We start from the raw sequence: 26,708 nt of genomic DNA on the forward strand, positions 1-26,708 counted from the left end.
TGACCGCCACGGCGGATCACGCGGGACATCCCCTACTTTGCCGGCTGTGGGCGCTTACCGCACGGTAGGAGTCAGGTCGTCGGCCGGATAGTAGACCTCGCAGCGCAAGCGTTCCAAATCCGGCGCCACGGAACCGGAGGTTGGCTCATACCTCCCGCTCTCTCGCCCCCAGAGCCCCACGCTCGTCATGTTCACGTATACCTCCGCGTAGTCCTTCCCCCGACCCGACAAGCCGGGGAGCACGCGGAAGAGCGCGGGGACGTAGCGGATCACCGCCTCGAGCTGGGCGCGTTGCTCGGCCACCTGGCGCTGTACCTGCTCGACGGCTTCGCGGCGGGTACACCCAGTCTCGTGACGGATCGCCCGCACCAGGTTGTAGGGAACGTGGTCTGCCTCGTCCTGATCCAACCCCACCAGGTCGTTCTCCAGAAAAGTCACCCAGAAGCCGAGTTCCTCGAGACGGCGGATCACGGGGTGGTTGCGCAACTTCGGCGGCAGTTCCCGGTCCTGATACACCTCCACGCAGGCGAGAGCGGTTTCGATCCCACTGGTCGACATCCGCAACGGCAGATAGTCAGCCGTGGAGGGGATGTAGCCATTGATGCGATGGTGCGCTTCGCGTTCGGCCGCTTCGAGCCACTCCTCGATGCCGTCGAGGAACCGCTCCTGCCATCGGGCGCTGCGTCCCGCGCGCAGGCGGGGCCACAAACTAGCCCACGCAGCCGGGATCGCGCCCGGTCTCCACGGTGCCTCCGGGTCCTGGCGCAGTGTCGCCACCAGCCCACGCCGCAACGCGGTCACGGCTTTCGGGTCCCGCAGCCGCGGATCTTCGAACAGGTCATCCCACATGAGGGCGAGCACAGCCATGCCATAGGCGGTCTGTTCCCGGGCCGCGTTCGCCGCTGGGGCCAAGATTCGCGCCGGGCTCCGGATCGCACCGGTCCACCGATGGTAGTCGGCCTCGGCCGGAGTGCGGGCAAGGCCGGTGTCCATTAGCCAACTCCGCAACCATTGCCCAATCCCCGGTGGGAGCCCATCACTGTGAGTTGTGGGTGCCTGCGTCGACTGCCGGGGGACCGCTGGAGCGGGAGTTCGCCGGTCGAGGATGGACCGGGCGTAGGCGATCATCGCCTGGTGGGCGCGCGGGTCGACGGGTAGGGCAGCAAGCTGACCGGCGGCCTGGTCGATGAATTCCTCGGCCACCGCGTGTGCTTCGTCCACTGCGCCGGAGGCGATGACGAGTTCACGGGCACGTGCGGCTTGCGCCCGCGTCATTCTGCTGCGCAGCAGATGGGCAAGGCTTTGGTCGCGGGCGGCAGCGCGGATCACGGGCAGCGTGTAGATACCCTCGGGTAGATCCGCGTTGACGGTCTTGCCCATTTCCTCGGCGCTCGAAGTCAAATCGAGGATGTCGTCATACAGCTGATAGGCCAATCCGAACTGTCGACCGAACTCGGCCAGCGCCTCTTCCTGCTCCTCGGAACAGCCTGCCTGCATCCCACCCACCCGGCACGCCAACGACAGCACCGCCGCCGTCTTGCCGTCGATCGTATCCAGGTAGGACTGCTCGGTACGGGAGGCCACATAGAGGTCGGCGGCCTCGATCACCATGCCCGCGCACATCTGCTCGCCCGCGATCGTCGCCGCGAGAACCGCGCGTCCGCCGAGCTCGGCCAGCATGCGCATGCCCGAGAAAGTCACCGAGTCCCCACCCAATACCGCCATGTGCGGACCCCACACCGCGTTGGTGCTGGGGCGGCCACGACGCTGGTCCGCGTGATCGATGACGTCGTCGTGATACAGCGAGCCCACATGCATCAACTCCACCCCGGCAGCGGCGCGCACTACCCGGTCATCAGCCGGGGCCGCGGGATCGGTGAGCAGGTAGTACGACAGCAACGTCAACGTCGGACGCACCAGCCGCCGCGACGTCTCGGGCCCCTCGTCGGTGAGCGCGGTCAGCTCAGGGCGGCCCCGAAACTGCACAGGTCCGAGAACGTCACGGACACGGTCCAAGTCCGCATCCAGATGCGGGAAAACAGTCGGATCTACCTCACGCGGCACGTGCAACTCCTGACTAGTGGCCTCGGCAACTCACACCGAAGATTCGATGAAGATTTGACACCACAGCGCACCGAAAATGTTGGTATCAGCCAACTTCGACGGCGCCATCGCTCCGCCGGTGAGGGGCGGCTACTTCTTCACGATTCCACCCGTGTGCCTTTGTGGTCAGGGGTGCGCACCAGCCGCCGCGGGTCGTCGAGGTTGCGGGCGAGCCCGTTCATGGAGTGCACGATCACGGTGTCGCGTCACGGGCGTACCCGATCAGTTCGTCCGCACAGGGCCTGCGCATCGCAATCGAATATGCCGCGGCTCGGCGGGAAGCGCGGACCCGACGACCAAGTCCGCGCCGACCGGAATCAGCCCGCGCAGACCCGATTGAATTCGGTTGTCGCGGCGTCCATGCTGGAGACGTTGTCGTCGGTGAGCGCGTGGGCGTAGGCGTCGATGGCGTCCTTGTCCGCGCCGGTGGCGTCGATCGCCGCGAGCTTGGTGGCCAGCGTCTGCTGCACGGTCGGGTTCAGGTCGCCGTTGGACTCGGCGATGCTCGCGTTGATCAGGTCCACGGCCGCGCCGCACGCCGCCGACTGGGCGTGTGCCGGGCCCGCGGGCAGCAGCAGCGCAGAGCCGACGGCACTGGCGATGAGCAGGGCAGCGGAGAAGGTCTTGGTCATTACGTCCTCGGTGTCGCGTGAACAGGAACGAGGCCCGCGACCCGGCTCGGGCGCGGACCTCGGACGCACACGGTACCGGACGGATTCGGCGGTACGGGACGAATGAAGTTGTGCGAGAAGACTTTTCAGGTCGCTGAACTAGCGCGGCTTGCGCAGCAGCAGGGAATCGCGGATCAGAATGCCTGCGATCAGGACGGCGAAGCCGATGAGGAATACGTCCTCGACCCTGCCTTTGTGGTTGCCATGCAGCATGCAGAGCAGGATCAGCGCGACGATCCAGCCGGCGATGCGGAACGTGCGACGCGATTCGCCACTCCAGCCCCATGCGGCGGAGGGAACTTCGGCGGTGTCCACGTGAGTGACGATGCCGCGCTGGGTGTCGGCGTGTTCGAGTTCCGTGGCGGCCACGATCGCTCCTTAGCTGGTTCGGGTACCGCTGTTGGCGGTGCTCGCTCGATGAGCTATGCCGCATATCGTGACATACGACGGTGTGTCGTGGTAAGTCGGCCCGCGCCCGCCGAACGCACTCGCGTGCGTAGGACACAATGAAGGCGTGTCCGACATCGTGAGAGTCTTGCTCCTGGGCAGTACCGGGTCCATCGGTACCCAAGCGCTCGAGGTGATTGCCGCCAACCCCGACCGTTTCGAGGTGGTCGGGCTGGCCGCCCGCGGCGGCAACACCGAACTGCTGGCCAGCCAGATGACCGCCACCGGCACGCACAACGTTGCCGTCGCCGACCCCGCCGCAGCCCAGCAGCTCGACCTCGCCCTCGGCGGACCGGGCGCGGTGACCGAGTTGGTGCGCCGCACCGAGGCCGATGTCGTGCTCAACGCCCTGGTCGGCTCGCTGGGGTTGGAGCCGACCCTGGCCACCCTCGAGTCCGGCGCCCGCCTCGCGCTGGCCAACAAGGAATCGCTGGTCGCAGGTGGTTCCCTGGTGACTCGTGCGGCTGCGCCCGGACAGATCGTCCCGGTCGACTCGGAGCATTCCGCGCTGGCACAGTGCCTGCGCGGTGGTCGGGCCGACGAGGTCGATCGGCTCGTGCTCACCGCGTCCGGCGGCCCGTTCCGCGGGTGGACGACGCAGATGCTGGAGTCGGTCGGTCCCGCCGAGGCCAAGGCGCATCCGACCTGGTCGATGGGCTTGATGAACACGCTGAACTCCGCCTCCCTGATCAACAAGGGCCTCGAGCTGATCGAGACGCACTTGCTGTTCGGCATCCCCTATGACCGCATCGACGTCACCGTCCATCCGCAGTCGATCGTGCACTCGATGGTCACCTTCACAGATGGATCGACCCTGGCCCAGGCCAGCCCGCCGGACATGAAACTGCCGATCGCGCTGGCCCTCGGCTGGCCGGACCGGGTGCCCGGCGCCGCCGCGGCGTGCGATTTCGGCAGCGCGGCGACCTGGACGTTCGAGCCGGTCGACAACGAGGTCTTCCCCGCCGTGGAGCTGGCCCGCCGGGCCGGGCAGGCGGGCGGCAGCGTGACCGCGGTGTACAACGCCGCGAACGAGATCGCGGTACAGGCGTTTCTGGACGGAGCTATCCGCTTCCCGGACATCGTCCGGACGACGGCCGCCGCGGTGGAGTCGGCCGACCAATGGCGCACGGAGCCGCAATCGCTCGGGGAGGTCCTTGCCGCCGATACTTGGGCGCGCGAGTTCGCCGCCGCTCACGTGCGAGCCTGAGCTGAAACGGCCCGCACCATGCATCGGACTCGCCCGGCGACCGCGCCTGGCACACTGAACACACCGGGTCGGGCGGTGTCCGGTTAGGGTGGTCGTGGTGCTCGCGGCCAGGTGCGGACGCGTGCGTGCGGGATATTCGAGCTGCGCAAACGCAGGAGGGCTGTAGAGCAAATGGTGTTCGCGTTGGGATTCGTGCTGTTCGCGCTCGGCATCACCGTGTCGATCGCACTGCACGAATGTGGGCACATGTGGACCGCCCAGGCGACCGGCATGAAGGTGCGGCGCTACTTCATCGGGTTCGGGCCGAAGATCTTCTCGTTCCGCCGTGGCGAAACCGAGTATGGCCTCAAGGCGCTTCCGCTCGGTGGCTTCTGCGACATCGTGGGCATGACCGCTCTCGACGAACTGCGCCCCGAAGAACTCGAACGCGCCATGTACCGCCAGGCCGCCTGGAAGCGATTGGTGGTGATGTCCGGCGGTATCGCGATGAACTTCCTGCTCGGCTTCCTCCTGGTGGTCGTGCTCGCGATCGGCTGGGGGCTACCACGATTCGACCAGCCGCCCAGCACCGCGTTGGGCGACATGAGTTGTGTGGCGCAGCAGAATCCGGACGGCTCGACTCAGCCGTGCACCGGCACCGGCCCCGCGCAGCGCGCTGGATTGCAGCGCGGCGACGTGGTCAAGCAGGTCAACGGAGTCACGGTGAGCACCTGGAAGGAGTTCCAGGCCGAAACCCAGAGGCAAAACGGCCCGTTCACCTACGTCGTCGAGCGCGATGGCCGGACTCTGACCATTCCGGTCACCCCCGAACGCGTCCTGCGCTACCCGGAGGGCGGCGGCGCCGGGCGGGAAGTCAGCGCGGTCGGAGTCGGCTCGGACTACTACGACCCGGTCAAGTACAACGTGGTCACCGCGCTCCCCGCGGCCGGCGCGTTCACCGGAGACATGTTCATCCGCACGTTCCAATCGCTGGCGCAGATGCCGCAGAAGGTGTCGGCGCTGTGGACCGCGGTGACCGGCGGCGAGCGCGACCCGGAGACTCCGGTCAGCGTGTACGGCGCCAGCAAGATCGGCGGTGAGACCGCGGAACGTGGTCTGTGGGGAGTATTCCTTCTGGTGCTGGCCAGCCTGAACTTCTTCCTAGGCGCCTTCAACATCCTGCCGCTGCTGCCGCTGGACGGCGGCCATATCGCCGTGGTGCTCTATGAGAAGGTTCGCAATACCCTGCGCGGCTGGCGTGGTCTGGCCCCCGGCGCACCGGTGAACTACCTGAAATTGTTGCCGGCGACCTACGTGTTCGTGGTGATCGGCGGTGCATACATGCTGCTCACCCTGGTCGCGGACATCGTCAATCCGATCAAGTTGTTCTGATCGTCACCGGGTCGGATCCCGGTGGTCCGTCTTTCCCGTAGCCCGTCGCGGCAACCGGGTGCGCTGTCGTGGCTGTCACAAGATGTGGGAGAGGCGCGGCCACCGCTAGACTCGGCTGCGGACGAAATGGACATGATGAAAGTAGGCACCCGAACGTGACCAGCACAATCGGATTGGGGATGCCCGCTGCACCGGCGGCTGTTCTCGCGCCCCGACGCAAGACCCGTCAGTTGAAGGTGGGCAATGTCGGTGTCGGTAGCGATCACCCGATCTCGGTGCAGTCGATGACCACCACCAAGACCCACGACGTGAACGCGACCTTGCAGCAGATCGCGGAACTGACCGCGTCGGGATGCGACATCGTGCGGGTGGCCTGCCCGCGTCAGGAGGACGCGGACGCGCTGGCGATCATCGCTCGCAAGTCGCAGATTCCGGTGATCGCCGATATTCATTTCCAGCCGCGCTATATCTTCGCGGCGATCGATGCCGGGTGTGCCGCGGTACGGGTGAACCCCGGCAACATCAAAGAGTTCGACGGCCGGGTCGCGGAGGTCGCGAAAGCGGCGGGCGCGGCTGGGATCCCGATCCGCATCGGTGTGAACGCCGGTTCGCTGGACAAGCGGATGTTGGAGAAGTACGGCAAAGCCACGCCGGAGGCGCTGGTGGAATCGGCGCTGTGGGAGGCGAGCCTGTTCGAGGAGCACGGGTTCGGCGACATCAAGATCTCGGTCAAGCACAACGACCCGGTGATCATGGTCGAGGCCTACCGGCAACTGGCCGCGCGGTGCGATTACCCGCTGCACCTGGGCGTCACCGAGGCAGGTCCGGCGTTCCAGGGCACGATCAAGTCCGCGGTGGCCTTCGGTGCGCTGTTGTCGGAAGGGATCGGCGACACGATTCGGGTGTCGCTGTCGGCGCCGCCCGCTGAAGAGGTCAAGGTCGGCGGGCAGATTCTGCAGTCGCTGAATTTGCGTCCGCGCAAGCTGGAGATCGTGTCGTGTCCGTCCTGCGGCCGCGCGCAGGTCGACGTGTACACGCTGGCCAACGAGGTGACCGCAGGGCTGGAAGGCATGGAGGTACCGTTGCGAGTGGCCGTCATGGGCTGTGTCGTGAACGGGCCCGGCGAGGCGCGCGAGGCCGATCTGGGTGTGGCTTCGGGAAACGGCAAAGGCCAGATTTTCGTCAAGGGGCAGGTCGTCAAAACCGTCCCCGAGGCGCAGATCGTGGAAACCCTGATCGAAGAGGCGATGCGTATTGCCGAGGAGATGGGCGAGGACGCAGGCACCGGCGAAGCGGTCGTCACGGTCAGCTGAGCGAAACCCGCGTACCTGGGCTTTCGCCACAGCCGTTCCGGATCGCGTCGGATCGTGGCAGGCTGTCACCGTGCGGAGTCTGCTGGAGCCGACGCGCCGGAGCAAAGATCTCCCTGCGCGGCAGCTCGCCAACCGGGACCTGGCGCAGGTACTACGTGTTCTGGATGCCGATCCGATCGCCTCGTGCATGATCGCTGCCCGACTACAGGAGTTCGGTCTGGACGCCCGGTGCGGCCACGGCGAACTGTGGAGCCGGGGCGGGCCCTCGGTGTCACTGTGTTTCTCGGGCGCGAATCTGGTGCCGTTGCTCGGCGACCACGACGCGCTGCGCGCCTTCGCCGACCGCGCGATCCGGTGGCCTCGAATGTGTTCCTCGGTGGTCGGCCGCAGAGAGCTGGCACTGCCACTGTGGGAGATGCTGTCCGATCATTGGGGTCCGGAACGAGAGGTGCGCGAGCAACAGCCGTTACTCGCCCTCGCCCAGCCGCCGCTGTCCACACCCGACCTGGCGGTTCGCCGGGTGCGCCCCGACGAACTCGATCGCTACCTCGTCGCCGCGATCGCGATGTTCATCGAGGAGGTTGGTGTCGATCCGCGGGCGAGCGACGGCGGGCGTGGCTACCGCCGCCGGATCCAGAGCCTGATCGAATCCGGGCGGGCCTGGGGTCGTTTCGAGGACGGCGAGGTGATCTTCAAGGCCGAGGTCGGTTCGCTGTCTCGGCGCACCGGCCAGATCCAAGGGGTGTGGGTGCATCCGGAGTACCGGGGCAAGGGGCACGGCACCGCGGGTACCGCATCGGTTGCTGGCGCGGTGGTCGCTTCCGGTCGCACCGCGAGCCTGTACGTGAACGACTACAACGAGATAGCCCGCCGCGCCTACAGTCGGGTCGGCTTCCGGCAGATCGCGACCTTCGCCACGATCCTGGTCGACTGAGCGCGGATCGTGGCTCCGGGTCCGGCCGAATTCCGGAGCGCCGCAGGCGTTTGCCGGACAGTGGCGGCTACGATCGGTGCTGATGCCGACACGGATGGTCCTCTCGCTCACGGTCGTGGCGCTCGCGGTCGCCGCGGCCGGTTGCGCGAGCGAGCCACGCGGTCCGCTCCCCGTCGCCGACGCGTTCGTCGAGGCATTTGCCCGGAATGATGTGGCTGCCGCCGCCGAATTCACCAATCTCCCGGAGAAGGCCAGCGGCGCACTGCGTTCCGCGTGGGACAAGTTGCAGGCCGAACAGCTTGTCGCGCGCACCGGCGCGGCGCGGGTCAGCGGCGATACCGCCACCGTCGACTACACCTACGAGTGGCGGCTGCCCAAGAATAGGATGTGGCGCTACTCCGGGCAGTTGCAGATGGGTCGCAGCGACGGGCGCTGGATGGTCCGCTGGACCTCGTCGGACATCCACCCGAAACTCGGCGACACGCAGACCTTGGCGTTGCGGTCCGCCCCGGCGCCACGGGCCAGGGTCAACGAGCAGTCCGGCAGTGATGTGCTGGTGCCGGGCAAGGTGTCCCGGGTCGCGTTCACCGCGGCGCAGGCCACGGACGCCAAGGCGGTGGCCACCGCCTTGGCCGCCGCGCTGAATCGCTTCGACAAGTCGTTGACGCCCGAGTCCATCCTCCGTGCGGCGAAGGCTGCCACCGGCGCCTACACCGTCGCGCGGCTGAACGAGAACGAATCCGGTCAGGTAAGTACCGATCTCATCGGGCTGCCCGGCGTCACGCTGACCCAACAGTGGGACCTGATCGGTACCGACCGCGATTTCGCACCCGATCTGCTGGCCCAAGTGCGCAAAACGGTGATCGAAGAGGTAGACGGCAAGGCGGGGTGGAGCGTGGTCACCATGAACGCCAACGGGGTCGACACCGATCTGCTCACCGAGGTGCCCGCGCAACCCGCGCCATCGTTCTCGCTGAGCATCGATCGCAATGTGCAGAACGCCGCCCAGCGTGCGGTGGACCCGCGGACCGAGCAGACCATGATGGTGGTGCTTCGCCCGTCCACCGGCGCGATTCTGGCGGTCGCACAGAACAAGGCCGCCGATCGGGACGGGCCGATCGCGACGATTGGCCAATACCCGCCCGGCTCGGTGTTCAAGACGGTCACCGCGGCCGCGGCGATCTCGACCGGCCTCGCGACACCGGACACGGTGCTGCCGTGCCCGAGCCAGATTGTGATCGGGGAGCGAACCATCCCCAACTACAATCTGTTCACCGTGGGTAGCGTTCCGATGACCACCGCCTACGAACGGTCCTGCAACACCTCGTTCGCCCAACTTGCCAGTGCGCTGCCGGGCTCGGCGCTGCATGACACCGCCGCGAAACTGGGTGTGGGACCGCGCTATTCGGTGGTGGGGCTGCCAACGGTGTCCGGCACGGTGCCATCCGCCGACAATCTGATCCAGCGCACCGAAGACGGCATCGGGCAAGGCAAGGTAGTAGTCAGCCCGTTCGGCATGGCACTGATGACGGCGACCATCGCGCATGGCTCGGCGCCCGTGCCCTATCTGATCGCAGGGCGTCCGACCGAGATCGATGGCGATCGTCCCGCCCTCGCCTCCGACGTGGTCGACGGGCTGCGCGCGATGATGCGCCGAGTGGTCACCGGTGGCACGGCCGAACGGATCGCCGATCAGGGTGAGGTGTCCGGCAAGACCGGCGAGGCCGAGGTCGACGGTGGGTCGCATTCCTGGTTCGTCGGCTTTCGCGGTGATATCGCCTTCGCGACCCTGCTGGTGCGGGGCGGCAGTTCCGACAACGCGGTCGCGGTGACGCGGGACATGTTCGCGGCGCTGCCCGCTGGGTACTGACGCTTTCCTCGGCTGGACAACCAGGAGCGGACGATCACGTCGCGCCGGGCGCGGTACCCGCCGCAGCGGCATCGCTGTTTCGGGTACCGGGCGGTCACCGCACCGACTCAGAATCCAAGACGTCCCGGTCTTCGACCAGCTTTCCGCTCTCGAACCGGAGAATGTCCATGATCGCCCCCCACGCTGTCCTGGCTCCCGCACCGCATACATCCGGAGGGTGCCGCTATGGTCGCGCTCGACCTGCGAGCAGCCGTCCACGGTGCGGCGTCGATACGCCCGATCAGCCGGATCAGCCCTGGCCGCCATTGCGGGACCAGGTGGCGAGGTTCTCACCAAACTTGTCGGCATTCCGTCGCCACCGCGGGGAGATCATGGCCGCTGCGAGAAAGTTCGCGTCTTCGGCCAGCACTCGAACATGGCCAACTGAACCGCGCGGATGGCCTCTGAACTGGCACTTTTACCCGATTATGGTGGTATCCAAGGTACCGGGCGGTCGTACACAGGCACCTCACACAGTGGCTTATGTGGGGCTACTAGGTAGCCGCTATAGGTATATCCATCGGTATCTGCCGATGCGCGGCACCACCCCTATTCGTCAATCATTGGTGATTGTCAGGATTTGTGTTCGATGGCCGGAAGGACCGAAGGGTGCGACGCGGACTGAGTCAGGTGGGCAGGCGTGGTATGCCGTTGGCTCATCGGCTGCTGCGGAGTGCACGGCTGGCCCCCTTGCCGATGGCGGACCGAACCCCTGCGGCCCCGATGTCCATGACGTTGTCTCGTACGCAGGTGAAATGTCGGTCGATGCCCGAACTGCACGTTCTGAGTCCTCGTTCCGCGCCGATCCGGCTGAGGGGAGAACTGCAATGACCAGCGCGATCGTGCGACCCGGCGAGCAGCCCACCTACTCGGAACCATGGCCGGTCACCAAGGACCGGACGTCGGATCCGCACCGGCTGGGATCGGTCTGCGAGGCCGACGATCTCGGCTGGAACGACACGCCCATCAACGGAGTGGACACGTGGCAACAGGATCTGTGCCACATCCGCGTACGGTTCACGTGTCCGTCGTTGGAGTTGGACTACCAGGATTACCGCGAGGTGGCCGACCGGTTCGCCGCGGTCGCCCACAAGGTCGGCGCAGACGTCACGATCGATGACGAACTCTGTGACAGCCGACCCCCCCTACCCTGTCGCAGACTCTGGACCTGAACCCTTCGTCACGGACGCTTCCCAGCCCGATCACCCGGCTGGATCAGGGAGTGCCCGGACTATCACCGTCACCGTGGGCTACGTGGGCGATGCCCGGTTCGGTGTGGCTGTCTGGTCGCCTCGGTGCGAACCTCGCCGATTTGGTCTTCGGGAACGAATCCGATGATGTCATCGCGTGAGGCGATGGTCAGTTTCTGGAAGATGGCGGCCATCTGCGCGTCCACGGTCCTGCGGGAAATTCCTCGGCGGGCCGCGATCGCGGCATTCGTCCACCCGGCCGCGGCCAAGGTCGCAACCTGCTGCTCGGCTGCCGTCAGCTCGCCCCAGTGCGAGGAGGTGTTTTCCCGGGCGGGATGGTCCATCGGCATCTTCTCGATGGACAGCGTCCCCAGCGCCAAGCGCTGCACCTCACAGAACTCGGGGCGTAACCGGGAGCCTTGCTGCTGTGCGGCGGCGAACGCGTCAGGTCCGAGCATCTGGCGAGCGATGTCGACGGCCTTGCTCGTCTCATAGGCAACGGGGCCCAGGCCATCGATACTGACACCCAACTCCGCAGATAACCTTGCCGCTGCTCCGGCGAGTTGCGCGGTTTTGGTGGCTACCTTCCTCAGTTCCATCCCGTCGGTGCTGCCCGCCGCGATCGAATCGGTGATGACCTGCGCCAACGACCATATCCGGACATGTATGGTCCACACCGCGCCCCACTGGTCGTGCACAGCTACCTGGTGCGCGAGTATCGTGTATCCGACCGTCAACGCCTCCTTCGGATCACCGTGTTTGGTCAACGCGATCGCCACGGGCAACTCGGCCCATGCCTTCGACCACGCTCCGGCGTCGGCGGCGTGCTCGAGGTGACGCCGTGTGATCTCCATGGCCTGTCCAGCCGATCCGAGAAGGCTCGCGGCCAAAGCCTGGTGCCATTCGCTTCTCGCCTCGCCGCCGCGCACGCCGAGAGCGCGGTATTTCTCCAGTGCCCGCGCCAACACCGGGATGGCTTTCGGGTCGCGGTGGGCGAACATCAGTTCTACACCCCAGACGAATTCGACCGGAGCGGGAAGTCCGATGTCGCTTTCGGGGGTGCGTCGCCAGTTCTGTCGGGTCTTCGGATCATCGATGCACGCGGTCACGCAGTCCTCGAGGATCTGTTCGGCGTCCTCGTTGTTGCCCTGGAGCAGGGAAAGCCACCCGATCAAGGTCATGGCCTCGACTTGGAGCTCGATGGGCTGCGGGGTCAGCGTGCGGGTCGCCCGCAGGGCGCGTTCGGTCCAGAGCAGCAGTTCTCGAAGCGATCCCTTGAAAAAAGATGCTCGTAGCGATATCAGACCCGCGGAGATTTCCAAGCCGACGACCGGTTCGCCCGCGGTCAGGCTGGTCTCGATCGCGGTCATGATGTTGTCGCACGCCGCGCGCGCCCAGTTCAACAGATCCTGCTCGGCGGGGCTGAACCAATTGCGTTGTACATGAACGACTTTGTCCCGATAGTAACGACGGTGCCGTTGTTCGAACCGCGCCGGTTCGTCGACCTCGACAGTGGACCGTTCTTCGAGCTGTTGCCGGGTGAACAGGCGAATGCACTCCAGCATCGAGTAGCGCACCGCGTTGGGTGTGATGTGGGCGGTCACCAGCGACTGGTCGACCAGACGCTCGAGCAGACCCTCGACGTCGTCGGCCGCCACACCTACCACGATCTTTCTATTGTGGTCGGGTTCGGGTGCCGGCTCGTCGGCGCACACCGCCTCGATGGCCTCCAGATCGGCGCCGACATCCAGGGCCGAACAGGTGTGATCTTCGGGGTTGGTGTCGTACCCTGCGGCGAAGACCGACATGCGGTCCAGCAGCAACTGCTCCTTGTCCGAACACAGGTCATAAGACCAGGCAATGACGCTACGGACCCCCTGATGCCGTCGTTCGGCGCCCACCCGCGGTCCATGTGACCATCGCAATCGTCTGTCGGTCGCCTCGCCGGACAATTCTCGGACGATCATCGCCAATGGCTGCCGCATCAACCGCGCCGCCGCCAACCGCACGCACAGAGGGTGATTATGCGCACGACCGCAGATCAAGCCGACCACCGTCCCCTCATCGGCGTCCGCGATGGGGTGACCGGTGAACTCGGCGCGCTGCTTGAACAAGGTCACCGCCTGCTCCCGAGTCAGCGGGGGAACTACTACCACGTGTTCGTCGACCCACCCGATCGCCTCGCGGCTGGTGGCCACGATAGTCAATCCCGGTACCGCGGCGAGCAATTCCGCGATAACGTGTCCGGCGCCGGTGAGGACGTGCTCGCAGTTGTCCATCACCAGTACCGTCCGCAGGGTGTGTTCCGACTCGTCGGTCCTGGTCAATGTATCGACCAACGCCTCCCACCCCGACCGTCCCGAAAAGTCGGCCTCGACCACCGATGCCGTTGCCTCTTCTTCGATCGCTACCGCGTCGGCGCCTTTGGCCAATCGGGCCAGTCGTACCCAGAACACCGGGGTATTGCTGGCTTTGCCGAACCGGCCGAGCGCCGCGGTCGCGAGTCGCGTTTTCCCGATCCCGCCCGGCCCGAGCAGTGTGATCAATCGGGCCGAACCTACAAGCAGCGCGCAGATCCTGTCGAGCTCCGGGCCGCGACCAACGAAACTATCCGTTGCCGCTACCGGACCCCTGCCACGCTCTCGATGCGTCGCCGACATATCAGCCCAGCCTAGTCGTCCGGATGCACCGCACGCTATCTCTGGGCAGGCCCGGCAGCCGGTTCGTTATCTCGTGTGCCACAAGCGCGTGGATCGTCCGGCCTCGTTACCGAATTGGTTTGTGGACGGCGGGCGGGCGAGGGCCGATTGATCATGGTTCGCGGTCGGTCGAGTCCTCGGCGGCCTCCCCGGTTCGGTTGCGGCAGGGGTCGGGTGGAGTTCGGGTTCGCGATCTCGTCCGGTGAACTCCCAGTAATGGGAATCCGACATCGAGGAATACGCCGGTGCCCCAATACGATTCGGCCACACTCCACGCCGGATCTGGTGGTGTCCTGCCCGGCCGCGCGGAATCGAAGAAAGGCAACGGATGCGCTCGAGATGCGGCTGCGGGGTTCGGTGCGGCGCCGCAACGGTTGTGCATCGCCTCCGGCGACAATGAGTGGATCGCGGATCTATACGGACCGGAATTTTGTGCTGCTGTGGTCCGGAAACGCGTTATCGCTGATGGGATTTCACGGTGTACGAATCGCTTACCCGATGCTGGTGCTGGCGGTGACCGGTTCGCCCGTGGCGGCCGGTTGGGCGGGGTTCGCGCTGAGCGCGCCGGGTTTGCTCTTCCAAATTCCGGCCGGCATGCTCGCCGACCGGGCCGATAGGCTACGAACCTTGAAGATTTGCCAAGTGGTCGGGTTGGCCGGCACCTGTCTGGCCGCCGCGGCGGCTACGGCCCGGCCTCCAAGTCTGGGCGTGATCCTCGCCGGTACCGCATTCATCGAGGGAAGCGTCTACGTCTTCGTCAGCCTGAGCGAACTGGGCATGGTGCGGGATCTGGTTTCCGTCGAACAACGGCCGGCGGCGTTCGCATTCCTCGAGGCCGAGCAATCGATCGCGAATCTGATCGGGCGTGCGACGGGGGCCGCGATGTACGGTGTCGCTCGCTGGCTGCCGTTCATCGCCAATGCCGCGTCCTACATCTATTGCGCCGCTGCGCTATCCCGGATTCGACCGAAGTCGGTGGAGGCGGAATCCGCGGACTCCTCCCGACCAACCGGGCGAGAGATTCTGGCCGGTATGCGCATCGTCTGGGCCGAACCACTGCTGCGCACCTCGACACTGCTGATCGGAGCCTCGAATGTCATCATTCAAGTTGTGTTGCTGCTGATCCTGGTGGAGCTGAAAATCAGTGGTCAACCGGCCTGGATTACCGGTGTCGTGCTGGGTATGTCCGGGGTGGGCGGAATCCTCGGCGCCGCGATGGGCCCATGGATCACCGACCGTTTCTCCGCGGAATGCGCCTATCGAGGAGCGCTGTGGATGTGGACAGCGCTGCTCGTGCCGATCGCGTTCAGCGTCAACCCTATTGTGCTGGCGCTGTGTTGGTGCGGCATCGGATGCGTCGCCGTCGCCAGCAACATCGCATTGACTGTCTACCGGGTGTCCGTTATACCCGAGCGGGTTCTCGGACGCGCTCTCGGGACCATGTCGCTGGTCTCCGAGGGGGCAATGGCACTCGGCGCGCTGAGTGCGGGCTACCTATTGTCCGCCGTCGGGATCGTTACCACTCGGTGGGCACTGCTTGTCGCGATGCTCGTCCTTGCGGTGCGCGGGAGCACTATCAGCGCAACAAAACCCGAGGTGATATTGGGTCGTCTGCGGTGACAACGGCCGCCATGCGAGTATCGGCCGGCTTCGCCACGAATGTCGAAGCCGGCCGATAGTCTCGGCTATCTCACCCGAGCGGCGGCGGGGCGAACGGCGGCGGCGCCATCGGCGGCGGGGCCATCGGCGGCGGAACGATCATGCCGGGGGGAGGTGTCATTGTGCCGGGCGGCGGGGCAATCTTGGTCATCGGAGGTTCCTTCCTCTTTGATCAGCCTGAGGCGGCTTATGCCCCAGGCAGTCTCGGAACTCGGGCGGAATTCCCGCCTGAGTACACAGGGGCGGGCATTCAGAAGAAATGCCGCCGTTCGAAGTGTCAGTTATTCCACTGGACTGACGATGTTCCGATTGCTGTCGGCATGTTCATGAAGGCAATGCTCGAGCGGACCATTTCTTAACGTTGCCGAGGTAATTCGCACCGCCGTATACAAACTGGCTCATCGAGGCCTCCGCTTCTTCGGTCGCGCAATGTGTTATCCATTGTGGTCCAGTCGATCTCGATCAAGCTTCCCAATTCTGGGTATAGAGTGCGTCGTTCTTTGTCAGGCTCTGGCGTTTCCGGAGGTCAGTTACGTGCGGTGGGCGGATCGGCGCGCGTTCCGACTGGCGACCAAAAGTCCACGGGCTCTATGAATCAGTACTCCAGCCGCACTTCGTAATGTTGTGCAATAACAACTTTTGGCGTGGCGAGCATTGGGGCTCGACCACCGGAGTTGTGGGTTCGGGTGGTCTGTTCGCACAGGTAATGGTGCATTTCTCGCGGGCTGAACCGCGTTGCGGGGTCATGTGCAGGGGTCTCGGGCAGCAAGAATGGGTGGACACATGCGGAAGCCGCTGGTGGCACCGTACCGGGCGGGAGGTGGTGGCTGGCCGACAGTGTGGCGGGGATTGCCAGTGGTGCCCGTGCCCGTGCCCGTGCCCGTGCCGGTGTCCGCGCATGCTGACCGAACGTCCGAGTCATCCGAGCGGCGTGCTGATCGCAGACGGGACGTGTTCGGTGCGGGCCTGTGTGACATAGCCAGGGGCGCAGCGGCAATGCCCTGGCAACGTCAGTTGTCGAGAACTCCGGGTCGAGGTGGTTCTGCGTGTACGCGACCGGGGAGGTTGCCTATCGGTTGATCGGGTGTGGCTAGCCGGAGTCGCGGAGTAGGTGACCCCGCCATGCGTTCGGGCCACCTCGATCGGCGCAGGCGGATCTCGCGTGGAATATCGTGTCGTGCACTTGGTTTGGGCCGGACGGTGTCGACGTGAGAGGTCGGGAATCGTCTGGGCGGGCGTCTCGACCGGGCCGAACAAGCCAACTGCCGGCGAAGATAGCGATTGCATAACAAAGTGCGGCTCGAGTATCAATCTTGTGGCTGCCTGGCACATTTTCGGTGTCGTCCACGGTGCGCGGCGGCGATAGCGAGCTCGGATCGGACCCAGTCCGGTCTCCGGTTGGTCGGCTTCGTGTTGACGCTCTAGAGGCCATGTGCGTTTCCGGTGACCTCGGAACGCCACCGAGATGTCACCTCGCCTGCAGGGCCGGGCCCGCTTGCCCGGCTTGCGGGGCGTGTCCGGTGACGATTGAAGGTTCGACGTCCGAGCCCGCCGCGGCAGTAGTCGCTGGCCGTTCGGCCTCGGCCGTTCCCGCGACTGGATGATCCGGCTCGGCCGGCGACCGCCCGCTATCCAGGTCGCATAATCAGCGCGACCACTCGGTTACCGCGGCAATCTGCCAGAACCGGCTCCTGTTTGCGATGCTGCCATCTTGTCCCACCGGGTGGGCCACGGAATGTGGCCCGACCTTCGCCCGACCATCACGCACCCACCGTGACAATCGGCCGGTCGAACCCAGCCGAAATAATGGACACGCCGACGCGACTGTTTCGGTTCCGCCCGCCACCGACTGGTTGTCCGATTACTGGACTGATCGCGGACAGTGGACTGTCGAACGGATCCTTTGTCAACAATGAGCCGGAGAATCGACTCTGGCGACACGATTCGCGGAGGCAAATCGGTGTTCATCGTCGAAGGCGGCCCCCACATTCGAGAATAAGATGATGATCGCGCAAGTCGTACTGCTGACCCTGAATTAATTGCCCGACGACCAGTATCTGATTCTGAAGGCGCAGTGTCGCCCCTACGAGAGTCGGTCGCATTCCTACCTGTCGAACCGTTGAATTGCCGCCGATATTTGTCCTCTTGTCTCCTCCGCCAAGTATGCGGGTGTTGTCGATAGTCCACCTCGCAGACTTGCTCGAACCAGCTCGTGAACACGCACTGGAGCGCGTCGTGATCGCCGATCGCGAGTGGGGAGATTCCGGCTGGAATTCTCAGTGGTGCCGAGTGCGTAACACCGCTCGGACAGCACGGTGTCCAGCTAGATCGGGTGGAAACCCGCCCCGACGCCACCTCGCGCGTCGGCGTCGTTGACAACGGCGGTGATGTTCGACCCGAGTTGCGGTCCGAGGCACGGTACGGACAGGTACCCGTTGACCATGCCGACGAGCACCGTTCCGACCACGACCGGACCGCCGGAGTCACCGGGAGCGACGCATATCTGAGTCAAGGTCGAGGTGTTGGACTGCAACACATCGCCATAGGTCAGTCCGCAGGTCTGACCGGTGGAAAAGCCTTCCTTACAGGCGATATCCGGAAAGCGCGCAGGACCGCCCACACTGGTGATCGTCGTGTTTCCCACCCGGTTCACCGGCATGACCTTGGCGGGATCGAACACGATGACGGCGTAGTCCAGTTCGGTGTTCGTGTAGGCGAAGGTGCCGACTACGCCGGCGTCGCGGTTGCCCTCGGCGACGACTGTGGCGCCAGCATCGCCGCAATGACCTGCGGTGAAACCGACCAGCCGACCTCCGGAATCGTGCCCGATCGTCGTGAGCGTGCATATGCGCTGGTCATCGACAACGATGCCGGAGCCGCCACCCAGGACGGCCGGACCAGCGGCATGCGCGATAGCTCCTTGCGCCCCGGTCAGCGCTATCCATGCCGCGAGTGCGACGGCGGCTCCCGCGAGTTTCTCGAGCATGTCCCATCCAATCCCTCGAATGAACCGCACCATCTGTGCGGGCGGAACAGCCTCTGCTCATTCTTCGACAGGGTGGCCGGTAAGGCGACAATGCGTCATCGTCACGCGTGTTCTGTGCCCGTGGAGCCTGTGGTGGGTGTGCGTTTCCAGTGCGGACGCGCCCACATCGACGACACTAGCTACGCGTGACGCGCGGCGTCTTCAATTTGCCGCGATGCTGTCCAGGCAACACGTCAACGCTGGACGAAGTCGGCTGTCGAACGTGCGATATCGGCAGACGGAATGCGCGGCAGTCGCGCTGCGGTCACACCCTGTGCAGGGTTGCCGAGAGATGTTGTTGCAGCGGCTCGCCCACGGCAGCCATGCGCACGGTGTAGTCGAACGTGTCGCCGGATATCCGGATCGAGCGGCCGAGGGTGGTCACGAGTTTCGCGGTGGTACTACAACCGATGTCGGTGGAGTCCAACTCCAGAGACAGCCGACCGTCATCGAGGGAGAGCCCGCCTTCGCAGATTTCGGTGATCCCCGTCGGGTGGGCGAGGATCAATTCGACTCGGTCCGGTCGCGGGCAGCGCAGATACCCGGTTTCGGAGTGCAGCGGGCGCCCGTCGTCGGTGGCTCGGGTCTTCTGTCGATAGGTGAGGAACGGGCGCCCGAGGTGGCCGAACCGTATTTCCTCGACATAACCGAATGGCTCAACGGTCGAGTAAACACCCTGTCCGCTGCCACGCCATGTGCCGAGTAGCGGCGCCAACGGGGCGATATCCGGATGCAGAGCTATCAGAGGATGGTGTTCGACCACGGCGAACAGCCTAAACCCGTGCTTGTCGGGGCGCTCGGATACCTTCCAACTTATTGCACGCTAAGGTTAGCGTCGCCTAATCGCCAATAGTGGTGATGGTCGGAAAGGAACGGGAAAGTTGAACGGACGGTGGAGTGATTCGCGCCCGAGCGGTGCACTACGGTCGCGGACCGGAAAGGGTCTGCGGCACGCATCGGTGCTGGGCGTCGCACTGGTCGTCGTCGCCTGCTCGGATACGAACGAGCCGGCACCGGGCCTCGACGGCAACAGGTACATCCAGTCCAATCTCGCGTCCAACAACACCGAGTACCACGCGCAGTTCACTTTTCCCGGAATGGTGAATGCCCGGGGTCTCGCCGACCGCCCGAAAAGCGCGGACGGGCACTTCGTGGTCGGCGCGGGCGGCTCTTCGTTCCCCTTCATCGGTGACGTCACCAAGTCCTCGGATCCCCAGGTGCAGAAGCTCTTCCAGGATCCGCTGACGGCTGTCACCATTCCGGGCGCCGACGCCGACACCTCCGACACCAGCGCGGGCAAGACCACCGGGGTCGTGGGCAACCCGGCGCCGAGCACCTCCGATCTGTTCTTCGTGCATGACCAGCCGGTCGACGTGGACGGCGCCCCGCAGCTGCTGAACGGGTCGGCCCGCTACATCTTCGCCACCGATTCCGGCAAGCTCTCGGCGTGGACCGACCAGGGCTTGGACGGACAGATCGTGCGCCGAGACGGTCCGGCCAACCTGGTCTTCGACGGCCAGCCGCAGGGTATGCGGTTCTTCGGGATTGCGCTCGCGCCCTCGGGTGACAGGCTGCTCGCCGCCGATTTCGGCGCCGACCCGCAGGTGCGGACGTTCGACAAGGACTGGCAGCTGATCCCGACCGTCGGCTTCGCCAACCCGTTCGCCACCGGCGTGGCGGTCGATGCGTCCGCGCCGGACAAAGGCAAGAGGGCCAAGCCGGGCGACCCCGCACCGTTCAACGTCGCCACCGTCGGCGACCGAGTGTTCATCACCTACGCCGACACCGAGTCCGACGAGAAAGACTCGACCACGTTCGACGCCGGTGAGGAGGATTCGCTGGGCAAGGACGAGGAGAGGGATGCCAGCGGTAAGCCGGACAAGGGCAAGGTCGCCGAGTTCGACGCCAACGGCAAGTTGGTCCGCATCCTCGCTGACGGCAAGCGGTTGAATGCCCCGTCGGCCGTCGCCATCGCGCCCGCGGAATTCGGCCCGCTGGGTGGCGCATTGTTGGTCGGCAACTTCGGGGGCGCGGGGCACGTGGTGGCCTACGACGATGCCACCGGCACGTTCATCGATTACCTGCGTGACGGCACGGGCAAGCCGGTCGCGGTCGAAGGTCTCTGGGCGCTGATGTTCGGTAACGGTGAGAGCCTCGGTGACGCCGACTCGCTCTACTTCACCGCGGGACCGCACGACCAGAAGGACGGTTTGTTCGGCAAGTTCCGTGTGAAGTAAGCCGATTCAGTCGAGCGGCCCGCGTCGGACGATGTGGGCCGCTTTCCGCTATCGGCCTCCGGTCGGCGCCGAGACCCGGCGGTCGGTGCGCCGATCGTGGATCGCCGACTCGACCTCGTGCACTGCCGTGCGAATGACGGCGCCGTAGCCGTCGTCGGCGAGGGTGTGTAGGCAGGCGCGGGCGGCGTCGATTTCGCGTTGTGCGGCGGCGAAGGAGTTCAGCCTGCGGTATACATCGGCGAGGTTGAGATGCAGCGAGGGGTAGAAGGCGGCGACGCGCAGTGACCCGGCGTGGCCGCTCGCGCGATCGTCGGACAGGCTGTCAGCGGCATCCAAGGCTCGGATATCCCAGGTGAGCGCTTCGGCCGCGTCGTCGTAGAGGTCAGCCAGGTAGTGGGCGAGGACGCAGCGGTGTAGTGGGTCGCCCTGCGGTCCGAGCGAAGTCCACAGGGTGAGCAGGGACTCGCGGGCGACGTCCGGACGGCCTTCGTGTCCGAGTGCGACCGCTCGAGTGATAGCGGCCATGGTCTCGTCGGTGGGGGTGGTCATGATTCTCCGGTCGGTCGAGTGGGCATGGCCAGGGTGGTGAGGGCGCCGTCGGTGGCCGAGCGCAGGAGCACCGGCTGGTCGGCAGCGGCGATGTCGAGCATCAGATCGGGGCCGAGTGCGGTGTGGACGGTGGCGAGCAGTGTCGCGGTGTCGAAGTACACGGTGAGGGCGGAGCCGGTGACCGTGGCGGACAGGTGGTTGTTCTCGGACACGGTGATGCCGGTCTGGTCGATCGCCAATTGCACGGTCGCTTCAGTTTTTTCGAGTATGCCCAGCAGTTGGTCACGGGCGACGACTGCCCTGGTCCGCACCGGGCCCAGTCCGGACAGCACGGCACGATAATCCGGGAACGGCGCGTCGATGACGGCGGAACGGTGTTCGGCATTGCTGCCGCTCAGGATCAGGAAGTGCTCCGTCGGAGTCGCGATGATCTCGTCCTCGCCGCGCAGCCATGCGGTGGTCGGCCCGAGTCCGTCCGGGTCGAGTACCCGCGACCATGCGCCGCCGCGGCCGCGGTGCGCCACCACGCTGCGTGTGCAGAGCCGGTAGCGGTCGGTCGCGGTGAGCGTGAGGACATTCGCGTCGGCCTCCACCAGAACGCCGGCCAGCACCGGGATGCCCCGCGTGGTCGCCGCGGCGGCGCGGACCTGCTCGAGTGCGTCGGCGAGGGCCGCCGCGGACACCACTACGTGCGAGCCTGTTCCGAGCGATCGCTTGACCGCCGCGACGACATGCGCGGCGTCGCGGGCCCGTCGTGCGAGTTCGTCCACGTGGTCGTCGAGGAGCTGGCGTGCCCGTGCGGCGTCGTCGGACAAGATTCTTGCAATCGTGTCCAGCGGCAGGTCGATCGCGCGCAACTGCCGGATGAGCGTCGCGCGTTCGCGCTGCGCCTCGGTGTAGTAGCGGTATCCGGTCAGCGGATCGACCGCAGCCGGGATCAGTAGCCCGCAGTCGTCGTAGAAACGCAGCGCACTCGCGGTGAGCCCACTGGCCCGCGCGAGGACGCCGATCGTGATCAATCCTTCGGATGCCGAACCTGCCACCCGGCCATCATGGAGTCTCAACCAGGTCGAAGGTCAAACGCGGCGTGCCGCCGCAGCGGCGCGAATTACTTCGAGGATCGAGAGATGGCCGCGTGACAGCGGGGATGCTCACTGCCCTGTGTGGCGTTTGCCCGACTCGTCATAGAGAGGCTGCCACATTGGATCAACTTGTCATAGCCGCAGTAAGTCGGTCATGATCGACCGGATACAGTGATGTCACTGAATATTTGCTATGACGTCAATTGTCGAGCGGGCGCGTGATCGGAAGCGGGTGACATCGATCGGCGGATGCCGATCTCGGGTCACGGTCGGCAGGTGCGGACGATAGGAAAAGTGCCGGGAAACCGGCGTGGCAGGGCGTCGACGACGCGACCGGTGCACACGCGACCGGATCGCGCCCGCCCGGGTCGGGATGGGAGGGCTCGAGTGACACAGACGGCCGATGACCGGACGATTCCCAGGAAAGAACTGCTGCTTGCGGCATTCCGTGGCCTACCGCATGGCGATCACCCGATGCTGGAGGTCGCCGGGGAACTGGCCCAACTGCATCAGGTCCGCGAGCACACACCGGCCGGCCGATCCGCCAAACTCGACCGACGGCGACAACAGCTGGTGCGCGGTATCGACCGCTGGATCACGCTCGCCACCCCGGTCCCGCGTGCTTGCGCACCGGAACACACCGAGACGGTGGGCCGGGTAGTGGATCGACTGGCCATACTCACCTCCCAGGCGTTCGTCGCCCTCGCATACGCGCCCGAGGCGGTTTTCTACGACACCTGGATCCAGATCGACGAATTGGCGGACAGCTATCAGGATCTGATCGATGACCTGCGTGTCGGAATCAGACGATTGCCCGAGGAACGCTACGACCGCTGGTAGCTACTTGCGGCGCCTGAACCACCGGAACGAGCGTCTTCGCCGTCGGGGCAGCGTCGCGTACACCAGGGTCATATCCGCGAACACTTCCGCTTCCCGCTCGTGATCGGCGTCGAATTCGTCGCGACCGAGCACCCGTTCGATCGAGTGCGGTGAGATCGAAGGGAGGATAACGGCCACCGAGGGCGGCACCGAACCGCCGGTCCCGCCGTCCTTGCCGTGATCGAGCAGCATGTGCCCTATCTCGTGCAGGATGATGTGGTCCGCACGCCGGCCGGTGGCATCCGCGTCGTACACGATGATGTCATCGTGCTTGCGGGCCACCCACAGACCGCCGATGCCGCACCCCGTCTCGGCCAGCAGCGTCGTTGGTACGGGGTGCAGGCTGATCGAGCGGCCACGGTGCGTGGCCACTGCGGCGAGATACGCGGTCAGGTTCCACGGGTTGGGAAGCGGCACCGTCCGGGTCGCGTCCCCGAAACGGGCTTCCATGCTGGTCATCGGCGCTCACCTTACCCATCGGGCGCCGACTAGTCACCAGCTGATCCGGGCAATCCGTCCACGCTCGGTTCGCTGGCGGATAGCGTGTTCGGTCGCTGTGGCAGTGGATCGACCGCGGGTTCGGCGCCTGTCTCGTCGATAACCAGGTAGTTCCGGCCGCACAGCGCGGCGCGAACCGGCCGATCGGTGTCATCCGGCGATCGGCGCGCCCGCGACCCGCGGAGGGTGGCCCGGTCCTGGCAAACAGGCACGGGCAACCGGAAGATGACTGCGTGCAGACGAGATTGCTCATGGGCGCGGCGAGACCGCGGACCGCGACGATCGTGCAGTGGTGGGTGCTGACCCGTCGCCTGATCCGGCCTGCGCTGCGCAACGGCGAACTGTTCACCGCCGTGCTCGCCCCTGTCTTGTTCACCGTCGGGTTCTATGTGCCGCTGCACGTGGTGATGAATGTGTACGGGTACGGGCTGAGCAGTTATGCCCAGTTCCTCATGCCGATGATCGTTATGCAGGCGGTGGGCTTTTGTGTGAGCAGCGCCTCGTTCCGTGCGGCCAGCGATGCCAGGGACGGACTGAACGTGCGATTCGGCGCCATGCCGATGGCGTCGGTCGTACCGCTGGCAGCCCGGGTCACCGCGGCACTGTGCCGGGGTGTGGTGGCGTTGGTAGCGGCCGTGGTGTCCGGCACGGTGATCGGCTTCCGTTTCTACGGAACTGTGCTCGAGACCGTCGGATTCCTCGCGTTCGCAGTGCTGATCGCGTTGGCGTTGTGCCTGGGCGCCGATTTCCTCGGCAGCCTGTCCAAGAGCCCGGAGGCGACCACCCAGTCGCTGCTGTTGCCGCAGTTGATCCTCGGCATCGCGTCCACCGGGCTCGTCCCCGCAAGCCATTTCCCGTCCTGGCTTCAGGGTTTCGCGCGCAACCAGCCGATCTCGCAGTTCGTGTACGCCCTGCGGGCGCTGGCCGGTGATCCGTCGGGCAACGCGGGCGCGGTCGGATGGCCGGTCCTCGGTCCCCCACTGGCGTGGGGGCTCGGCTCGCTGGTGGTCTACGGCGGCATGGCGGTGGCGGTATCGGCGCGGAGGTCAGGATGACGGTGACAACGCGGGGAACGGTGGCGGAGATGCCGATGGTGTCCGGCCGCACTGAAACCGTCTGGCAGCTGGTCCCGCAGACACTCATTCAGACCCGGCGGCTACTACTGCGCTGGCGGCGCGATCCGCTGACGATAGTGCAGTCGCTGATTTTTCCGGCGCTACTCCTGGTAGTCCTCAATACTGTTCTTGGAAAACAGATTTCGATGTTCTCCGGGGTGAGCGCGCTATACGGTTCGGTGCCGATGGTCGCGCTGGTCGCAGTGATGTCGGGGTCGGTGGCGGGCGCGGTCACACTGGGGCGCGAGCGGGAACAGGGGCTGCTGGCCCGCTTCTGGGTGCTGCCGGTACACCGCGGTTCCGGACTCGCGGCGCGGATCGCCGCCGAAGGCTCCCGAATCCTGCTGTGCACGCTGGTGCTCTTCGGTGTCGGAGTGGCGCTCGGCTTCCGGTTCGCGCAGGGGCCGCTCGCCGGGTTCGCGCTGTTCGGCGTGCCGCTGCTGTACGGTCTGGGATTCGCGACCCTGGTCACTGCCGTCGCCGTGTACAGCGCGAAAACTGCTCTGGTGGAAGCGGTCTCGCTGGGCGCCTCGATGATGATGTTCTTCAGTACCGGGTTCGTGCCACTGGCGGCGTATCCGCCCTGGGCCCAGCCGATCGTGCGGCACCAGCCGATGACCTACGCGATCGAGGCCATGCGCGGGCTGTCGCTCGGCGGGGCGGTGCGTGCACCGCTGCTGGCGACGATCGCGTGGTCGGTTGGCGCCTTGGCGCTGTTCGCGGTGCCCGCCGCGATCGGATACCGGAGGGCCAGCCGGGCCTAACCCATCCGGGTCGCGGCGTCGATGATCATCGCGGCGGAATCCCGTGGGCTCAGCGCCATAGCGCGCAACTGGTCGAAAATCACGCCGAAGCGCCGGATTTCGTTGTGTCCTTCGATCAGTTCGTCGCGCGCGATGCCCTCGACGTAGACCAACTCGGGGTCGGCCGGATCATGGAAGTCCAGGACCGTGAAGGAACCCGCCATGCCGGGATGAGCGCCCGCGTCGAAGGGGAGTATCTGCAGGATGACATTCTTGCGCTTGGCTTCTTGTAGTAGCCGGTCGAGCTGGCCGCGCATCACCACCGGCCCACCGACCGTGCGACGGATCGCCGCCTCGTCCATCACGACCCACAGCTCCAGCGGATCCTCCTTGGCGAGGTTGGCCGCGCGGTCCATTCTGGCCTTCGCCCTGCTTTCCATGACCGACGCTTCGAGCTTCGGCATCGAGGTCTCGATCACCGCCGTCGCGTACTCGTAGGTCTGCAAAAGCCCTGGGACGATGGAGGTTTGGTAATGTCGGGCCGAGAGCGCCTCGGCCTCGAAGTTGATATAGGCCGCGTACACCTCCGACACGCTGCCCTCGTAGGCGCGCGACATTCCGGGTTTCAGCGCGTCGGACAGCAACTCCAGCGCGTCCTCGCGCTGCTCGTCGCCGATGCGGTACAGATCGAGCATCGCCATCAGAGTGCGACGTTGCGGACGGGCCTGCGCGGTCTCGATCCGATACAGCGTGGTGACGTTGATCCCTGTTTTGGCGCTGACCTCTTCCTTGCTGAGCTGAGCTTGTTCCCGCATCTCGTGCAGCATCGCCGCGAGACGTCGTAATCGGACGGTCAGGACGGTGCGCTTGCCTGCCATCAAAAACCCTTTCGGTGTGCGCACTGGAGGCGTCGGACTACGCGGTGCGCCCAGGTGCTGCCGCTGCGTGGGGTGCGGCAGCCTGCGACGGATGCGTGGTCTCAGCATCAGAGACTACCTCCAGTGATCTTCCGTATGGTCAGTGCTTTGCGCGGTGAGGCGGGCGGTGGTCGGCCGCATGGATTTCGTCGGTCGGCGC

General features: G+C 65.7%; 21 protein-coding genes and 1 pseudogene. 11 read left to right on the forward strand and 11 right to left on the reverse strand.

The features are described from left to right. Positions 1-54: 54 nt before the first annotated feature. The 4 genes and pseudogenes from AB0C34_RS03595 to AB0C34_RS03610 form a co-directional block, all read right to left on the reverse strand. Positions 55-2,064: a polyprenyl synthetase family protein gene (locus AB0C34_RS03595; RefSeq protein ID WP_357067060.1), complete on the reverse strand. Its 2,010-nt coding sequence runs from the start codon at positions 2,062-2,064 to the stop codon at positions 55-57. Positions 2,065-2,234: 170 nt separating this feature from the next. Beyond that, a pseudogene (locus AB0C34_RS03600) lies at positions 2,235-2,353 on the reverse strand (recombinase family protein); the annotation flags it as partial. A 67-nt stretch (positions 2,354-2,420) separates the two neighbouring features. Next, positions 2,421-2,735 carry a hypothetical protein gene (locus tag AB0C34_RS03605; RefSeq protein WP_357067062.1) on the reverse strand — a complete coding sequence of 105 codons (315 nt, stop codon included), beginning with the start codon at positions 2,733-2,735 and terminating at the stop codon, positions 2,421-2,423. A gap of 138 nt (positions 2,736-2,873) precedes the next feature. Next, on the reverse strand, positions 2,874-3,143 hold the full coding sequence (locus tag AB0C34_RS03610) for a DUF2631 domain-containing protein (RefSeq protein ID WP_357067064.1): 270 nt from the start codon (positions 3,141-3,143) through the stop codon (positions 2,874-2,876). Positions 3,144-3,288: 145 nt separating this feature from the next. Between AB0C34_RS03610 and dxr the strand changes: the two genes are divergently transcribed. The 6 genes from dxr to AB0C34_RS03640 all read left to right on the forward strand — a co-directional run bounded on the left by dxr (position 3,289) and on the right by AB0C34_RS03640 (position 11,127). After that, on the forward strand, positions 3,289-4,428 hold the full coding sequence (gene dxr, locus AB0C34_RS03615; protein ID WP_357067066.1) for a 1-deoxy-D-xylulose-5-phosphate reductoisomerase: 1,140 nt from the start codon (positions 3,289-3,291) through the stop codon (positions 4,426-4,428). Between the two features lie 171 nt (positions 4,429-4,599). Further along, positions 4,600-5,799 (forward strand): M50 family metallopeptidase, encoded by a 1,200-nt coding sequence (locus AB0C34_RS03620; RefSeq protein ID WP_357067068.1) that lies wholly within the window; start codon positions 4,600-4,602, stop codon positions 5,797-5,799. Between the two features lie 155 nt (positions 5,800-5,954). Beyond that, positions 5,955-7,112, forward strand: a complete 1,158-nt coding sequence (gene ispG / locus AB0C34_RS03625) for a flavodoxin-dependent (E)-4-hydroxy-3-methylbut-2-enyl-diphosphate synthase (protein ID WP_357067070.1) — start codon at positions 5,955-5,957, stop codon at positions 7,110-7,112. A gap of 70 nt (positions 7,113-7,182) precedes the next feature. Next, positions 7,183-8,046, forward strand: coding sequence for a GNAT family N-acetyltransferase (locus tag AB0C34_RS03630; RefSeq protein WP_357067072.1), 864 nt, complete (start codon positions 7,183-7,185; stop codon positions 8,044-8,046). An 82-nt stretch (positions 8,047-8,128) separates the two neighbouring features. Further along, positions 8,129-9,916, forward strand: coding sequence for a penicillin-binding transpeptidase domain-containing protein (locus AB0C34_RS03635; RefSeq protein WP_357067074.1), 1,788 nt, complete (start codon positions 8,129-8,131; stop codon positions 9,914-9,916). An 866-nt stretch (positions 9,917-10,782) separates the two neighbouring features. Beyond that, positions 10,783-11,127 carry a hypothetical protein gene (locus AB0C34_RS03640; RefSeq protein ID WP_357067076.1) on the forward strand — a complete coding sequence of 115 codons (345 nt, stop codon included), beginning with the start codon at positions 10,783-10,785 and terminating at the stop codon, positions 11,125-11,127. 68 nt (positions 11,128-11,195) lie between these two features. Here AB0C34_RS03640 and AB0C34_RS03645 read toward each other — a convergent pair whose 3' ends face one another. Then, complete coding sequence (locus tag AB0C34_RS03645) at positions 11,196-13,691, reverse strand: LuxR C-terminal-related transcriptional regulator (RefSeq protein WP_357067078.1); 2,496 nt, start codon at positions 13,689-13,691, stop codon at positions 11,196-11,198. A gap of 549 nt (positions 13,692-14,240) precedes the next feature. On the opposite strand from AB0C34_RS03645, the gene AB0C34_RS03650 reads away from it, so the two are divergent. Continuing rightward, positions 14,241-15,464 carry an MFS transporter gene (locus AB0C34_RS03650; RefSeq protein WP_357067080.1) on the forward strand — a complete coding sequence of 408 codons (1,224 nt, stop codon included), beginning with the start codon at positions 14,241-14,243 and terminating at the stop codon, positions 15,462-15,464. A 2,362-nt stretch (positions 15,465-17,826) separates the two neighbouring features. Here AB0C34_RS03650 and AB0C34_RS03655 read toward each other — a convergent pair. After that, a complete protein-coding gene (locus AB0C34_RS03655) occupies positions 17,827-18,489 on the reverse strand; it encodes a serine protease (protein WP_357067082.1) in 663 nt (220 codons plus the stop codon). A gap of 304 nt (positions 18,490-18,793) precedes the next feature. After that, on the reverse strand, positions 18,794-19,291 hold the full coding sequence (locus AB0C34_RS03660; protein WP_357067084.1) for a peroxynitrite isomerase: 498 nt from the start codon (positions 19,289-19,291) through the stop codon (positions 18,794-18,796). A gap of 211 nt (positions 19,292-19,502) precedes the next feature. On the opposite strand from AB0C34_RS03660, the gene AB0C34_RS03665 reads away from it, so the two are divergent. Next, entirely contained in the window at positions 19,503-20,765 is a 1,263-nt protein-coding gene (locus AB0C34_RS03665; RefSeq protein WP_357068448.1) for a TIGR03118 family protein, read from the forward strand. 48 nt (positions 20,766-20,813) lie between these two features. Here the strand turns inward: AB0C34_RS03665 and AB0C34_RS03670 are convergent, their stop codons facing one another. After that, positions 20,814-21,314, reverse strand: coding sequence for a hypothetical protein (locus tag AB0C34_RS03670; protein WP_357067086.1), 501 nt, complete (start codon positions 21,312-21,314; stop codon positions 20,814-20,816). After that, entirely contained in the window at positions 21,311-22,357 is a 1,047-nt protein-coding gene (locus tag AB0C34_RS03675) for a MerR family transcriptional regulator (protein WP_357067088.1), read from the reverse strand. The genes AB0C34_RS03670 and AB0C34_RS03675 overlap by 4 nt, the downstream gene beginning before the upstream one ends. 426 nt (positions 22,358-22,783) lie before the next feature. Here AB0C34_RS03675 and AB0C34_RS03680 point away from each other — a divergent pair, with 426 nt between their 5' ends. After that, complete coding sequence (locus AB0C34_RS03680; protein ID WP_357067090.1) at positions 22,784-23,236, forward strand: DUF4254 domain-containing protein; 453 nt, start codon at positions 22,784-22,786, stop codon at positions 23,234-23,236. On the opposite strand, the gene AB0C34_RS03685 is transcribed toward AB0C34_RS03680, so the two are convergent. After that, positions 23,237-23,734 carry a hypothetical protein gene (locus AB0C34_RS03685; protein WP_357067092.1) on the reverse strand — a complete coding sequence of 166 codons (498 nt, stop codon included), beginning with the start codon at positions 23,732-23,734 and terminating at the stop codon, positions 23,237-23,239. A gap of 290 nt (positions 23,735-24,024) precedes the next feature. On the opposite strand from AB0C34_RS03685, the gene AB0C34_RS03690 reads away from it, so the two are divergent. Both AB0C34_RS03690 and AB0C34_RS03695 read left to right on the forward strand, forming a co-directional pair. Beyond that, complete coding sequence (locus AB0C34_RS03690) at positions 24,025-24,828, forward strand: ABC transporter permease (RefSeq protein WP_357068450.1); 804 nt, start codon at positions 24,025-24,027, stop codon at positions 24,826-24,828. Then, complete coding sequence (locus AB0C34_RS03695) at positions 24,825-25,652, forward strand: ABC transporter permease (RefSeq protein ID WP_357067094.1); 828 nt, start codon at positions 24,825-24,827, stop codon at positions 25,650-25,652. The genes AB0C34_RS03690 and AB0C34_RS03695 overlap by 4 nt, the downstream gene beginning before the upstream one ends. Here the strand turns inward: AB0C34_RS03695 and AB0C34_RS03700 are convergent. After that, on the reverse strand, positions 25,649-26,617 hold the full coding sequence (locus AB0C34_RS03700; RefSeq protein WP_357067096.1) for a helix-turn-helix transcriptional regulator: 969 nt from the start codon (positions 26,615-26,617) through the stop codon (positions 25,649-25,651). The genes AB0C34_RS03695 and AB0C34_RS03700 overlap by 4 nt on opposite strands. Positions 26,618-26,708 lie beyond the last annotated feature (91 nt).

It is taken from the genome of Nocardia sp. NPDC049220, assembly GCF_040647855.1.
Lineage (GTDB): Bacteria > Actinomycetota > Actinomycetes > Mycobacteriales > Mycobacteriaceae > Nocardia.